This window comes from Arthrobacter sp. 05T47 (assembly GCF_056395825.1).
In genome coordinates, this window is sequence record NZ_JBFTKG010000026.1 from 1 (window position 1) to 14,280 (window position 14,280).

General features: G+C 68.5%; 14 protein-coding genes. 7 read left to right on the plus strand and 7 right to left on the minus strand.

What is annotated here, in order from left to right:
* The 6 genes from AC1DEY_RS16480 to fabF all read left to right on the plus strand — a co-directional run.
* A partial coding sequence (locus AC1DEY_RS16480; protein WP_476868908.1) for a transketolase-like TK C-terminal-containing protein occupies positions 1-1,684 on the plus strand: 1,684 nt, incomplete at its 5' end.
* Between the two features lie 199 nt (positions 1,685-1,883).
* On the plus strand, positions 1,884-3,128 hold the full coding sequence (locus AC1DEY_RS16485) for a PucR family transcriptional regulator (protein ID WP_441407656.1): 1,245 nt from the start codon (positions 1,884-1,886) through the stop codon (positions 3,126-3,128).
* 87 nt (positions 3,129-3,215) lie between these two features.
* On the plus strand, positions 3,216-4,145 hold the full coding sequence (locus AC1DEY_RS16490) for an ACP S-malonyltransferase (RefSeq protein WP_476868909.1): 930 nt from the start codon (positions 3,216-3,218) through the stop codon (positions 4,143-4,145).
* The gene (locus AC1DEY_RS16495; protein WP_476868910.1) at positions 4,142-5,203 is read left to right on the plus strand and encodes a beta-ketoacyl-ACP synthase III; all 1,062 of its coding nucleotides are present in this window, start codon (positions 4,142-4,144) and stop codon (positions 5,201-5,203) included. Before AC1DEY_RS16490 ends, AC1DEY_RS16495 begins: the two co-directional genes overlap by 4 nt.
* 202 nt (positions 5,204-5,405) lie before the next feature.
* On the plus strand, positions 5,406-5,651 hold the full coding sequence (locus tag AC1DEY_RS16500) for an acyl carrier protein (protein ID WP_079554778.1): 246 nt from the start codon (positions 5,406-5,408) through the stop codon (positions 5,649-5,651).
* A gap of 167 nt (positions 5,652-5,818) precedes the next feature.
* On the plus strand, positions 5,819-7,054 hold the full coding sequence (fabF, locus tag AC1DEY_RS16505; protein ID WP_476868911.1) for a beta-ketoacyl-ACP synthase II: 1,236 nt from the start codon (positions 5,819-5,821) through the stop codon (positions 7,052-7,054).
* Positions 7,055-7,296: 242 nt separating this feature from the next.
* Here fabF and AC1DEY_RS16510 read toward each other — a convergent pair whose 3' ends face one another.
* From AC1DEY_RS16510 to AC1DEY_RS16530, 5 genes are all read right to left on the minus strand, one after another.
* Positions 7,297-7,800: a DUF3145 domain-containing protein gene (locus AC1DEY_RS16510; RefSeq protein ID WP_476868912.1), complete on the minus strand. Its 504-nt coding sequence runs from the start codon at positions 7,798-7,800 to the stop codon at positions 7,297-7,299.
* Between the two features lie 416 nt (positions 7,801-8,216).
* A complete protein-coding gene (locus AC1DEY_RS16515; protein WP_476868913.1) occupies positions 8,217-9,143 on the minus strand; it encodes a tyrosine recombinase XerC in 927 nt (308 codons plus the stop codon).
* 78 nt (positions 9,144-9,221) lie between these two features.
* Positions 9,222-10,409: a DNA-processing protein DprA gene (gene dprA, locus AC1DEY_RS16520; RefSeq protein WP_476868914.1), complete on the minus strand. Its 1,188-nt coding sequence runs from the start codon at positions 10,407-10,409 to the stop codon at positions 9,222-9,224.
* 48 nt (positions 10,410-10,457) lie between these two features.
* Positions 10,458-12,002 (minus strand): YifB family Mg chelatase-like AAA ATPase, encoded by a 1,545-nt coding sequence (locus AC1DEY_RS16525; protein WP_476868915.1) that lies wholly within the window; start codon positions 12,000-12,002, stop codon positions 10,458-10,460.
* A complete protein-coding gene (locus AC1DEY_RS16530; RefSeq protein ID WP_476868916.1) occupies positions 12,003-12,359 on the minus strand; it encodes a YraN family protein in 357 nt (118 codons plus the stop codon). It lies immediately after the preceding gene.
* A 254-nt stretch (positions 12,360-12,613) separates the two neighbouring features.
* Between AC1DEY_RS16530 and AC1DEY_RS16535 the strand changes: the two genes are divergently transcribed.
* Positions 12,614-13,036: an HAD domain-containing protein gene (locus AC1DEY_RS16535; RefSeq protein WP_476868917.1), complete on the plus strand. Its 423-nt coding sequence runs from the start codon at positions 12,614-12,616 to the stop codon at positions 13,034-13,036.
* A gap of 100 nt (positions 13,037-13,136) precedes the next feature.
* Here the strand turns inward: AC1DEY_RS16535 and AC1DEY_RS16540 are convergent, their stop codons facing one another.
* Both AC1DEY_RS16540 and AC1DEY_RS16545 read right to left on the minus strand, forming a co-directional pair.
* On the minus strand, positions 13,137-13,463 hold the full coding sequence (locus AC1DEY_RS16540) for a DUF2469 domain-containing protein (protein WP_018773443.1): 327 nt from the start codon (positions 13,461-13,463) through the stop codon (positions 13,137-13,139).
* A 151-nt stretch (positions 13,464-13,614) separates the two neighbouring features.
* Entirely contained in the window at positions 13,615-14,280 is a 666-nt protein-coding gene (locus AC1DEY_RS16545; protein WP_476868918.1) for a ribonuclease HII, read from the minus strand.

Below are 14,280 nucleotides of genomic sequence, written 5' to 3' on the forward strand. Positions count from 1 at the left end.
CCAGGACCTCACCGATGACCAGATCTGGAACCTCAAGCGCGGCGGCCACGACTACAACAAGGTCTACGCCGCGTACAAGGCCGCGACCGAGTTCAAGGGCAARCCCACSGTCATCCTGGCCCACACGGTCAAGGGCTACGGCCTGGGCACCCACTTCGAGGGCCGCAACGCGACCCACCAGATGAAGAAGCTCACCCTCGCGGACCTCAAGGCCTTCCGCGACCACCTGCGCATCCCGATCACGGACGASCAGCTCGAAGCGGACCTCTACCGGCCCCCGTACTACCACCCCGGCATGGACTCCCCGGAGATCCAGTACCTCATGGGCCGCCGCAAGGAACTCGGCGGCTTCGTCCCCGAACGSCGCTCCAAGCACGTCGACGTCACCCTCCCGGATGAGAAGGTCTACGAAGTCGCCAACCGCGGCTCCGGCAAGCAGCAYGCCGCCACCACCATGGCGTTTGTCCGCCTGCTCAAGGACCTCATGCGGGACAAGGAGTTCGGCAMGCGGATTGTGCCGATCATTCCGGATGAGGCACGGACCTTCGGCATGGACGCGTTCTTCCCGACGGCCAAGATCTACAACCCGAACGGCCAGAACTAYCTYTCCGTGGACCGCGAGCTCGTCCTSGCSTACAAGGAGTCCATCTCCGGCCAGATCGTGCACGCCGGYATCAACGAGGCCGGYTCCGTGGCAGCCTTCACCGCCGCGGGCACCTCCTACGCCACCCACGGCGARCCRCTGATCCCGGTCTACGTGTTCTACTCGATGTTCGGSTTCCAGCGCACCGGCGATTCCTTCTGGGCCGCCGCSGACCAGATGACCCGCGGGTTCATCATCGGCGCCACCGCAGGCCGCACCACCCTCACCGGCGAAGGCCTGCAGCACGCCGACGGGCACTCCCCCATCCTCGCCGCCACCAACCCGGCMGTCGTCACCTACGACCCGGCATACGGCTACGAGATGGGCGTCATCGTCCGCGACGGCCTCAACCGGATGTATGGTCCCGRCGAAGCCGGAAAAGAAATTGCCGACAACGMCCCCTCGCGGAACGTGATGTACTACATCACGGTCTACAACGAGCCGATCGTGCAGCCGCCGGCACCGGCGGAACTCGATGTCGAAGGCATCATCAAGGGYATCTACCTGCTGGCGCCGGCCAAGATCGACGGCCCGCGCACGCAGATCCTTGCCTCCGGYGTGTCCGTCCCCTGGGCCCTCGAGGCCCAGCGGATCCTCGCCGAGGACTGGGGCGTCTCCGCCGATGTCTGGTCCGTGACCTCCTGGACCGAACTGCGCCGCGACGCCATGGCMGCCGAGGAAGAAGCCTTCCTCAACCCCGGYSAGCCCGCCCGYGTCCCGTTCGTSACCCAGCAGCTCGCCGGCGCCACCGGTCCGATCGTCGCGGTCACCGACTACATGAAGGCCGTGCCSGACCAGATCCGCCAGTTCCTCCCGAACGAGTTCGCCTCSCTCGGCGCCGACGGCTTCGGCTTCTCCGACACCCGCGCCGCGGCMCGCCGCTTCTTCAAGAACGACATCCACTCCGTGGTGGTCCGTTCCCTGCAGATGCTCGCCCGCCGCGGCGAAGTCGACGCCCAGGCGCCCGCCCAGGCCATCGAGAAGTACCGCCTGCACAACGTGAATGCCGGCACCACCGGCAACGCAGGCGGCGACTCCTAACCTGACGCCCTGCCGGGCCGTGAGGCCAGGCATCGTACTCGACGGCGGCTCYCCACCGATTGGTGGGGGCCGCCGTCGGGCGTTTAACMGTCYTAWCGGCCGTTCCGYCCAAMGCCGCCGGSCGCTGTGACGCAGGACAACGGCAGTTGTAGCCTTCGCACAAATGGAGCTTGGGCGGCGCGCCCCGTATGCTCAATGCATGGCAGAGCCGATCACCACTCCCGAAAAACGCAAGCCGGCCTCGAGGGCGATGACTCCGGAGAAAGCCGARACCCTCAARAAGCTCCGCGCCAGCGTGGGCCAGCTGTCGACGACGACGCTGCGCCAGTTGGAGAAGTCCCTGCCGTGGTACGGCCGGCTGAACTCGGACGAGCGCTCCGCGCTGGGCATGGTGGCCCAGAACGGCATCGCGGCTTTCGTYACCTGGTATGAGCGGCCGAGCTCGCCGTCGTGGATCCTYTCCGACGTCTTTGGCACCGCGCCCACCGAACTGACCCGCTCCATCAGCCTCCAGAAGGCGCTCCAGCTGATCCGGATCGTCGTGGAAGTGGTCGAAGACCAGGTCCCGGTCATAGCCCCGGAAGCGGACCAGTCAGCCCTCCGCGAAGCCGTGCTGCGCTACTCGCGCGAGGTCGCCTTCGCGGCTGCCGACGTCTATGCCCGCGCCGCGGAATCCCGCGGMTCCTGGGACACCCGCCTGGAAGCCCTGATCGTCGACGCCATACTCCGCGGCGAAAACACGGACGCRCTGCGGTCCAGGATCGCGGCSCTGGGCTGGAAGGCGCAGGAGCGCTTCACCGTCATGGTCGGAAATTCCCCGTCCGAACCAAGCGCCAGCTACGTCAGCGAACTGCGGCGCACCGCGGGGCGTTTCGCCGAGGACGCCCTYGTGGGGATCCAGGGCGACCGGCTCATCCTCATCCTCGGMGGTGTCCACGACCGGGAGACCGCGTACCTGAAACTCAGCGAACTCTTCGCCCCCGGCCCGGTGGTCTACGGCCCGGAGGCCGGGTCCCTGCTCGAGGCCAGCGGCTCCGCCCAGTCGGCMTTTGCCGGYCTGACSGCGGCCCGCGCCTGGCCSTCCGCGCCGCGCCCGGTGGCGGCCGATGACCTGCTCCCCGAGCGGGTGATCTCCGGCGACGACGCCGCCCGCCGCTCCYTGGTCAAGAACATCTACCGCCCCYTGCTSGCCGCCTCCAACGGGCTMGTGGAGACCCTCGGCACGTACCTTGAACTGGGCCATTCGCTCGAGGCGACWGCCCGTGAGCTCTTCGTCCATGCCAACACGGTCCGCTACCGGCTCAAGCGCGTCTGCGACGTCACGGGCTGGGATCCCCTGCTGCCGCGGGAGGCGTTCGTGCTCCARACCGCCCTCGTCGTGGGCCGGYTGTCGGCYCCTCCGAAGGCCCCCACGGAGCGGCAGCCTCCCCGCAACGGCTCCTGATCCGTTGTAGACTTCCTACAAACTGACCCAGTGAGCTTGGTGCATGAAAACACGAATGTTCACGCCGTAATTTGGAAAGCTGGTTACGTGCTTGCAATCGTCTGCCCTGGACAGGGCTCCCAGACCCCTGGTTTTCTGGCCCCCTGGCTGGAACTGCCACCCGTCGCAGGCCTCCTGGCCTCCCTCAGCGAAATAGCAGGCATCGACCTCACCGCCCACGGCACYACCTCCGATGAGGAGACCATCAAGGACACTGCCGTCGCGCAGCCCCTGATCGTCGCCGCCGGACTGGTGACCGCAAAGTCGCTCTTCGACGTCGAACTCGGAACCCTTCCGGTGGTCCTCGCCGGTCACTCGGTCGGCGAAATCACCGCGGCCTCGCTGGCCGGTGTCCTGACGGAAACCGAAGCCATGACGTTCGTCCGCGAACGCGCCAACAGCATGGCCGCGGCCGCGGCCGCCACCCCGACCGGCATGAGCGCCGTCGTCGGCGGCGACCCGGCCGAGGTCCTGGCCGCCATCGAGGCAGCCGGCGCCACCGCCGCCAACGTCAACGGGGCCGGCCAGACCGTCGCCGCCGGGACCCTGGAACAGCTCAAGGCCCTGGCCGAGAACCCGCCGGCCAAGGCCCGGGTCATTCCGCTGAAGGTCGCCGGCGCGTTCCACACCTCGCACATGGCTCCCGCCGGCGCGGCCCTGAAGGCCCTGCGCCCGTCGCTGCAGCCGCAGAACCCGCTGGTGCCGCTGCTGTCCAACTTCGACGGCGCGGAAGTCACCGACGGCGGCGCCGCCGTCGACAGCCTGATCGCCCAGGTCTCCCGCCCCGTCCGCTGGGACCTGTGCATGGAGACCATGGTGCAGCGCGGCGTGACCGGCGTGATCGAGCTGGCCCCCGCCGGAACCCTGGCCGGCCTGGCCAAGCGCGGCATGCCCGGCGTCAAGACTGTCACCGTCAAGACCCCGGACGACCTCTCCGCGGCCCTGGCCYTATTTGCAGAATTGGAGGGAGGGGCATGAGCGTTCCCACTCTGAAGCAGGCGCCCGTRCAGGAAAACACCCGCATCATGGGTGTCGGCGCCTACCGGCCCAGCGTGATCGTGACCAACGAGGACGTGTGCCAGTGGATCGATTCCTCSGATGAATGGATCCGCCAGCGCACMGGCATCATCACCCGGCACCGCGCRCCSGCCGATGTCAGYGTGATCGACATGGCCGAGGGCGCCGCCCGCGAGGCGCTGCAGAGGGCCGGCATCGAGGCCTCCCAGCTCGGCGCCGTGATCGTTTCCACGGTCACGCACCCATATGCCACCCCTTCSGCTGCCGCGAGCCTCGCCGACCGCCTCGGCGCGACCCCGGCCCCGGCCTTCGACATCTCCGCGGCCTGCGCCGGCTACTGCTATGGCATCGCCCAGGGTGACGCCCTGGTGCGGTCCGGCGCGGCCGCCTACGTCCTGGTCGTCGGCGCCGAAAAGCTCTCCGACGTCATCGACAACACGGAACGGACCATCTCCTTCCTGCTCGGCGACGGCGCGGGCGCCGTCGTGATCGGCCCCTCCGACACGCCGGGCATCGGCCCTTCGGTGTGGGGTTCGGACGGCAGCAAGTGGGATGCGATCGGCATGACCCACTCGATGCTGGATATCCGCGAGCTCGCCCTGACCGGCAAGCACGGCGCCGCTGTCAGCGACGAAGAAGCGGCAGTGACCGACGCGTCCCTGTGGCCGACCCTGCGCCAGGACGGCCAGACCGTCTTCCGCTGGGCCGTATGGGAAATGGCCAAGGTGGCCCAGCAGGCCCTGGACGCCGCCGGCATCCGGTCCGAGGACCTCGCCGCGTTCATCCCGCACCAGGCCAACATGCGGATCATCGACGAGATGGCCAAGAAGCTGCAGCTGCCCGAGACCGTCAAGATCGCCCGCGACATCGCGGACGCCGGCAACACTTCGGCGGCGTCCATCCCCCTGGCCACCCACCGCCTGCTTGAGGAAAACCCCGAGCTCAGCGGCGGGCTGGCGCTGCAGATCGGCTTCGGAGCCGGACTGGTCTTCGGCGCCCAGGTGGTCGTGCTTCCTTAGGCAGCCACCCGCTTTTCCGAACTAAATACGTTCCGCCCGTTTCACCTTTGCACSGCATGTACTTCGCGTTCAGGGCTTGTCCCCATGCGGTGCACAGCAAGCATTCCCGCACCAAGCCGAACCCTCGGTTTGATTCATTTCCGCCCCCGCATGCAGGCATTCGACCGGCAGGCGGGGGCAACAACTAGAAAAGGAGCCTTCAATGGCTAGCAACGAAGAAATCCTGGCCGGCCTGGCTGAAATCGTCAACGAAGAGACCGGCCTGGCCACCGAAGCCGTCGAGATGGACAAGTCCTTCACCGAGGACCTGGACATCGACTCCATCTCCATGATGACCATCGTGGTCAACGCCGAAGAGAAGTTCGGCGTCCGCATCCCGGACGAAGAGGTCAAGAACCTCAAGACCGTCGGCGACGCCGTCAGCTTCATCTCCAACGCCCAGGCCTAGTCTGGCTTCCGCCGGCAACGGCGGACCCGGTGACCGGTCCGGGCGCTGCAGTAGTGCCCGGACCGGACCACCACCAAGTGCACGACCCCAAAGTTTTCCCCTCGCAGGCCCCGGCCATCCCGTTCGCGGTCCCGGATACGGCAGGCGCACCGACAGAGAGTGATCCCATGGCACGCAAAGTAGTCATTACCGGTCTGGGTGCCACCACACCCATCGGCGGCGATGTCCCCACGATGTGGAAGAACGCGCTCAAGGGCGTCTCCGGCGCGCACACGCTCGAGGACGACTGGGTGGCCAAGTACGAGCTGCCGGTCCACTTCGCCGCACGCGCCTCCACCCCGGCCCTCGATGTCCTGACCCGGGTCGAAGCCAAGCGCATGGACCCGTCCACCCAGTTCGCCGTGGTCGCGTCCCGTGAGGCGTGGGCCGACTCCGGCATCACCGAAATCGACCACGACCGCCTGGCAGTGGCCTTCGCCACCGGCATCGGCGGCGTCTGGACCCTCTTGGACGCCTGGGACACCCTGCGCGAAAAGGGCCCCCGCCGTGTCCTGCCCATGACCGTGCCGATGCTGATGCCCAACGGCCCGGCCGCGGCAGTCAGCCTTGACCTGGGCGCCCGCGCCGGCGCCCACACCCCTGTCTCCGCCTGCGCATCCGGCACCGAGGCCGTGCACGTGGGCCTGGACCTGATCCGCGCCGGCAAGGCAGACGTCGTCGTCTGCGGTGGCGCCGAAGCGGCCATCCACCCCATGCCGATCGCCGCCTTCGCCTCCATGCAGGCACTCTCCCGCCGCAACGACGATCCCGAGCACGCCTCACGTCCCTACGACCGCGACCGTGACGGCTTCGTCATGGGCGAGGGCGCCGGCGCTCTGGTGCTCGAGGCCGAGGAACACGCCCTGGCCCGCGGCGCACGGATCTACGCCGAACTGGCCGGCACCTCGGTGACCGCCGACGCYTACCACATCACCGCCCCGGACCCCGAGGGCCTCGGCGCCACCCGCGCGCTGAAGGCCGCGATGTTCGACGGCCGCATCCAGCCCGAGGACATCGTGCACGTCAACGCGCACGCCACCTCCACCCCGGTCGGCGACAAGCCCGAGTACGCGGCCCTSAAGGCCGCCCTGGGCAAGCACGTGGACARCGTCGCRGTCTCGGCCACCAAGTCGCAGATGGGKCACCTGCTSGGCGCCTCCGGTGCGGTRGARGCCGTGCTGACSGTCATGGCCGTCTACGACCGCAAGGCGCCGGTGACCATCAACCTCGAGAACCAGGACCCGGAGATCCCGCTCGACGTCGTCACGACGGCCCGGGACCTGCCCGCCGGCAGCATCGCCGCGCTGAGCAACTCGTTCGGCTTCGGCGGCCACAACGCCGTGATCGCGGTACGCAGCGTGTAAGTGCTCCGCGCACTCCCCCGCCCATATGACAGATGGCGGCGATGTTCTCAAGGAACATTGCCGCCATCTGCCGTTTGGGTCCTGGTTGGGGCCGTAGTCGTTGATCACGACGCGATCCTGCGCCGGCCGCCCGGGGCCCCTCCCGGAATGAGCGATGGCGGCAATGCTCGTCCTGAACATTGCCGCCATCGCTCATGGGGCGCCTAGCTATGGAGTTGCTGCGGGCAGCCCCTGGCCGGTCCTTAGCCGACCTGGTGGAGCCARCGCACGGGCGCGCCTTCGGCTGCGTGGCGGAAGGGCTCSAGTTCCTCGTCCCAGGCCTCGCCCAGGGCGAGCGAGAGTTCGTGATAGACGGCGGAGGGGTCGCCTGCSCCGGATTCGTAGGCGTACCGGATRCGGTCCTCKGACACCATRATGTTGCCGTGGACGTCKGTGGTGGCGTGGAAGATTCCSAGCTCCGGGGTGTGCGACCAGCGKCCGCCGTCGACTCCCTGGCTCGGTTCCTCGGTGACTTCGTAGCGCAAGTGCGCCCAGCCGCGCAGAGCGGACGCCAATTGAGCCCCCGTGCCCGGCGYTCCGGTCCACGACAGCTCGGCCCGGAACATTCCGGGCGCGGCAGGCTGAGCGGTCCACTCCARGTCCGTCCGCTTGTCCACGACAGACCCTATGGCCCACTCGACGTGGGGGCACAAGGCAGTCGGGGCCGAGTGAACGAACAACACACCTCGGGTCAGTGCAACAGACATTCCATCCTCCATAGCTGTAGGTACGTCTTCCCCAACGACCTCTGCCTGGATGTCTGTCTGTTGCGCGGATCCGAWTTCATGCCGGCGGTCCCTGCCAGACTACTAATATACAACCGGGTTYGAARCTGGGACGTGGTGCATTCCAGCTTCAAGTTCAACTTGAAACTTCCCGGGCGTGAGTTTTATTCTGCCCTACCCCTCCTAATTACGCCAGTGCGATTCGGCGCGTCTTTTCCCGGCGCGCCGTGGCCGGTTGCATGGGSCRCCCGGCGGACCCTGGTCCGCTTGGCGGAGGGCAGATCTATGGGCGGATTCCCGKGCAGGAATCAGGGTCCAATGGCGGGCCCCTGGCGGTCGGACGCGATGGCGGGCCCTTGCCGGGCCCCTGGCGGCCGGACGTGATGTGCCGGCGATCCTCAGGCCCTGGGGTGCGCCTGCTGGTAGCTCTGCCGCAGCCTCTCGACGGACACGTGGGTGTAGATCTGGGTGGTGGCCAGGCTGCTGTGTCCGAGGATTTCCTGTACGGCGCGCAGGTCTGCGCCGCCGTCGAGGAGGTGGGTCGCGGCGGAGTGCCGCAGGGCGTGCGGACCGGTGGCTGCGGTGTCCCCCAACCGCTCCAGCATCTCCTTGACCACGCTGCGGACTTGACGCTGGTCCACCCGGCCGCCGCGTGCGCCCAGGAAGAGGGCGGGGCCGCTGGTTCCGGTGGCCAGGGCCGGCCGGCCGCGGCGGAGCCAGTCGTCCACCGCGAGCGCCGCCGGCAGCCCGTATGGGACCGTGCGTTCCTTGTTGCCCTTGCCGATCACCCGCAGCGTCCTGCGGTCCGGGTCGAGGTCATCCACGTCCATGCCGGCCAGCTCGCCCACTCGGACACCGGTGGCGTACAGCAGCTCCACCATRGCGCGGTTGCGCAAAGCCAGTGGTTCTCCCTCGGCCGAGGCGGCTTCGGCGTCGTCCACGAGCCGGAGGACCTGCTGSTGGTGCAGGACACCGGGCAGGGTCTTCTCCCGCTTGGGCGCCTTGAGCCGCAGGGCAGGGTCGGCCTCGATCAGTTCCTCGCGGACCGCCCAGGCGGTGAAGGCCCGGGCGGTAGCGGCGCGGCGGGCCAGGGTGGCGCGGGACTTGCCGGACTCGCTCTGGGCGCCCAGCCAGCGCCGCAGGGTCCCGAGTTCCAGCCCGGCAAGGTCCTGGACCCCCTCGGTCGCAGCGTGCGCCAGCAGGCTTTCGACATCGGAGAGGTAGGCCCGCACGGTGTGGGCGGAGCGGCCCCGCTCGGCGTCGAGGTAGCGGCCGAAGCGGGTGGCGGCGCCGTCCAGCGGGGCAGGGAGTTTCTGTGTAGACACCTTCCTACTCTGGCATTATTCCCGGGGCATTCAAGGAGCGCTCCGGCGAGCCGCGCCATGCCGGCGGCGCTCATCATGTCAGTTGGCCTTCCCCGAACGTTTCCAGCCGCCGTGCCGGGATTCGGCCAGGCCCAGCAGCCCCAGCCGGCCGAGCCCCGCGCGGACCGACTCCGGGCTCAGTCCGGCCACCGTGGCGAGCTTCTCGACGGAGCTGGTGGTCCGCAGCGGCAGGGCGTCGAGCAAGATTAGGTCCTCCAGGGTCAGTCCGTCGTGGGCTTCCGAGCGGGTTGACTTGTCCGAGGGCATCGCGTCGCCGCTCGGGGAGGCGAGCTCGGCGATTTCCCCCGCATCCGTGACGCACACCGCTCCGCCCTCCCGCAGGAGCCGGTGGCAGCCGGCGGAGTTGGCGCTGTGGATGGACCCGGGCACGGCGCCGACGGCCCGGCCCAGGCTTTCGGCATGATGGGCCGTGTTGAGGGCCCCGGAACGCCACCGGGCCTCGACGACGACGGTGACGGCGGCCAACGCCGCGATGAGTCGGTTACGCTGCAGGAAACGGTAGCGGGTGGGCGCGGAGCCGGGCGGAACCTCAGCAAGGACGGCCCCGTGGTCCGCCACAGCCCGGAGCAGGTCCTCATTTCCGGCAGGGTAAAAGCGGTCCACTCCCCCGGCCATGACAGCGATGGTGGGCATGCCGCCTGTACTTCCGGCCAGTGCCGCCCTGTGGGCGTGGGCGTCGATCCCGTAGGCGCCACCGGAGACGATCGTGAAGCCCCGTTGGGCCAGTGAGTAGGCGAGGTCGCCGGTCACSGACGCCCCGTAGCTGGTGCTGTCCCGGGAGCCCACCAGGGCTATGGTCTTGGCCGCCGGCGGCACCTCCTGCTCCATGCCCCGCCACCATAGGCACAGGGGTTCCTGCAGGCCGAGGTCCGCCAGCTGAAGGGGCCAYAATGCATCGGTGGGAATGATGATCCGTCCGCCGAGCCGCTGCATGGTGGCCAGGTCCCTCTCGGGGGCGAGGTCGGGTACCCGCGGTGCCCAGCGCTTGAGGGCGGCGCCCAGTCCTGACCAGGTGCCGCCGGGGCCGCTGTCCGCCAGGATTCCGGTGATCTCCTGTTCGAGCCCGGGACCGGCGGCGAGTCCGCCGGTGGCGATCCGGAGGGCGTCCTGCGCCCCCGCGGCCTGCACGAGTGCCAGCGCCGCCGCGTCCTGTGGTTCGAACAGTCGGGACAGCGCGGCCCGGGCTGTCCGTTCGTCATCCCTCATCGTGGTTCCTTTCGCGTGGCGGTGGGGGCGTAATTCGTGCCGGCGGGTTCACAGGGAGGCCGCCGCGGCCTGGCGGAGACCCAGCGCCTGCCCGACGTCGTCCGCGTCCGGTGCATCGTGCAGGGACAGATCCGCAACGGTCCAGGCGAGGCGCAGCACACGGTCATAACCGCGTGCTGTCAGCACGCCGCGCTCCAGCGCGTAGTCCAGGATGCGGGTGGTGGGGGCGCCAAGCCGCAGGGCCCCGCGCAGCAGCCGCCCCGGGACTTGGGCGTTGGTTTCCATCCCATACGGCAGCAGCCGGTCCAGCTGACGGCTCCGGGCCGCCCGGACGCGTTCGGCGATGCTGGCGGTCCCTTCCTCCTCCGCGGGCTGGCCGAAACCGGCGAGCGACACCCGCTCGACTTCGAGTTGGATATCGACCCTGTCCARCAGCGGACCGGACATCCGGGCCTGGTACCGGCGGCGCATGGTGGGAGTGCAGATGCAGTCCACCCCTTTGCCCGTTGCCTTGCCGCAGGGGCAGGGGTTGGCCGCGAGGACCAGCTGGAACCGGGCGGGATAGGCCGCGGACCCGGCCGAACGGTGGATGACCAGCTCGCCGCTTTCCAGCGGCTGCCGCAGGGCGTCCAGGACGCCACGGTCATACTCTGGGGCTTCGTCCAGGAAGAGCACGCCGCGGTGTGCACGGGACGCTGCCCCTGGCCGCGGCAGCCCGGACCCGCCGCCGATGATGGCCACGGCGGTCGCGGTGTGGTGCGGGTTCTCGTAGGGCGGACGGCGCAGCAGCTGCACGGAGCCCGACGGCAACGAACACAGGGAATGGATGGCCGTCACCTCCATCGCCTCGGTGTCACCCAGGTCCGGCAGCAGGCCCGGCAGCCGCTCGGCGAGCATGGTCTTCCCGGCGCCCGGCGGCCCCGTCAGCAGCAGGTGGTGGGCCCCGGCGGCAGCCACTTCCAAGGCACGCCGCGCCGCGGCYTGGCCGGAAACATCGCACATGTCCGGCGCCAGGGCAGGGCCGGGGCTAGTACCGGGGCCGTCATCCTCGGGCTCGGGCGCGAAGTCGAGGGCCAGGTCCTGCGGGTCCGCGCCGCAGTCGAAGGCGAGCCGGGCCAGGGTGGCATACCCCCGGACGCGTGCTCCGGGCACGAGCTCTGCCTCCGCGACGTTGGCCCGCGCCACGACGACCTCGGGGTAGCCGGCCCGTACTGCTGCCATCACGGCCGGGAGGATGCCCCGCACKGGCCGCAGCCGGCCGTCCAGGCCGAGCTCTGCAATGAAGACGATGCGGCCCGTGGGGCGGATGTCRTCTGCCGCCAGCAGCACGGCCATGGCGATGGCAAGGTCGAAGCCCGAGCCGCGTTTGGGCAGCGACGCCGGGATGAGGTTGGCCGTGATCTTCCGGCGGCTGAGCGGTATCCCCGAGTTCTGGGCCGCSGAGCGGATCCGTTCTTTGGCCTCGTTGAGCGACGCGTCCGGCAGGCCCAGGATGACGAACGCCGGGAGGGTCTGGCCGATGTCGGCCTCGACCTCCACGATGTAGCCGTTGAGGCCTACCAGGGCCACGGAATAGGTCCGTCCCAGGGACATCTAGCCCACACCCTTGAGGTGCTCGACGGCAGGCTCGCCAATGCCGTCGTCCAGCACGGCGACGACGTCCACGCGGCACAGCGGCGCCCGCAGCCCCTGGACGCGGCACCACGCCGCCGCGAGCCGGTGGAGCCGGGCCAGCTTGTCCGCACCGACGGCCTCGAACGGATGCCCGTACGCGAGGGATCTTCGGGTTTTCACCTCGGCRATGACCAGTGCGTCGCCGTCGAGCGCGACAATGTCGATCTCGCCCTCGGGACAGCGCCAGTTCCGCTSCACCACCCGCATGCCCTGGGCTTCCAAGTAGCCCGCCGCGAGGTCCTCCCCTCGCCGGCCCAGCACATCCTTAGCTCTCATGCCTCCATCGTGGAGCGCAGCCACGGACGAACACAGGGCACAATTTGGCTATGTGGAAACCTGGCAAACCGAGGAATCTGCCTGCCATATCACGGACGAGCTGTGCGCGGCCGATCAGTTCGACGCGGCGAGACCCGGTACTACATCCAGCAGTGGTTACACGGGCACAATCCAAATGATACGAGTGTCCGAAGCGCGTTCAGCAGTGCGGCCCATAATCAAAGCCGGCGAGGCGAACTGTGGGAGCAACAGGAATGAAGGTACTTTTCCTCGATATTGATGGAGTCGTCAACCGCGTGGGTACGAGACAGCGCTTTCGGGGCTTCATGGGCATCGATCCTGTCTTGGCATCCAAGGTCGGCAAGATAATCCTCGACACTGACGCAGCCATYGTCCTTACGTCCACATGGCGGCACTTCCAAGGCGGCCGTGAAGAAGTCGACCGACACGTTTACAAGACCTTTGACGTCACTCCGACAGCAGACACAGGTTTTCGTGGCGAGGAGGTGAAGATGTGGCTGGACCAGCATCCGGAAGTTACRCGGTATGCAATTGTCGACGATGACACTGACTTCTATGCCGGTCAGCCCTTGTTCAAAACGAGCTGGCARACGGGAATCACCGACGAGGTTGCGCAGCAGGTAACAGAATTTCTAAACAGAGGAGATAACCCRTGAGGGAACATCTACCAACGCTGCGCCGAAGCGGCGTTGACAGGACGTGTTGAYGCGATTGTSAGCCAACGAAACGTAGCAATCGGGCGTTAGGAAACCAGGCTCAGTTGCCCAGGTCCTCGACCTTGGGCAGGGCGAGTTCCTCGCTGCGCGGCAGTTCCTCAACGTTGACATCCTTGAACGTGATGACGCGGACGCTCTTGACGAACCGGGCCGAGCGGTACACGTCCCACACCCAGGCGTCCTGCAGGGTCAGGTCGAAGTAGACCTCGCCGTCGGCGCTGCGCGCCTGCAGGTCCACGTGGTTGGCAAGGTAGAAACGCCGCTCGGTCTCGACCACATAGCTGAACAGCCCGACGACGTCGCGGTATTCGCGGTAGAGCTGTAGCTCCATGTCGGTCTCATAGTTTTCAAGGTCCTCGGCACTCATGGTTCCATCTTGCACCATCCRGCGCCGGCCGCGCGCCACGGCCCTGCCGCCGCTCCGCCAAGGCGTTCCGCCGAGGCGCTCCGCCAAGGCGTTCCGCCGAGGCGCCCCGCCGATCCGGGCAGCACCTGCCCGGGCCGGCCGCACCCGCGCGCTAGAGCAGCTGCCAGCTGACCCTGTGGTAGGGCGTGGGACCGGCGGCCCGCAGGGCCTCCTTGTGCGCCGTGGTGCCGTAGCCCTTGTTCTCGTCCCAGCCGTAGGCCGGGTATTGGGTGTGCAGCTCGCACATCATCGCATCGCGCTCGACCTTCGCCAGGATGCTCGCCGCGGCGACGCTGAGGCACTGCATGTCCGCCTTGACCAGCGTGTGAACGGGGGCGTCGCAGCCGGGTTCCGCGGGGGCATCGTCAAACAGTGAGGGCTGCAGATCCGGCGAGAGCCAGTTGTGGCTGCCGTCCAGCAGGACCACCTCGGGCCTAACACCCGTGGCCAGGACGGCGAACCAGGCGCGGTTGCCGGCCAGCCGGAGGGCGCCGATGATCCCGAGCTCGTCAAYCTCATTCGCGGACGCATGCCCGACGGCGGACGCGACGCTCCAGTCCCGGACCAGCGGCACCAGCCGCTCCCGGTCCGCGACCTTGAGCAGCTTGCTGTCCCGGACATCGGCCAGAAGCTTCTGCTGTTGCAGGTCCACGACGACGATCCCCACGCTGACGGGCCCGGCGAGGGCACCGCGGCCCACCTCGTCGATGCCCGCGAGGAGCCGGGCGCCGGAGCTGCGGAAGCGGTGTTCGTAGTCGAGGGTGGGGGCGACGGACAT

Excerpts from the sequence above, each read along its gene's own strand:
- AC1DEY_RS16500 (WP_079554778.1), top strand. The coding sequence starts at position 5,406 with ATGGCTAGCAACGAAGAAATCCTGGCCGGCCTGGCTGAAATCGTCAAC.
- AC1DEY_RS16540 (WP_018773443.1), bottom strand. The coding sequence starts at position 13,463 with ATGAGTGCCGAGGACCTTGAAAACTATGAGACCGACATGGAGCTACAG.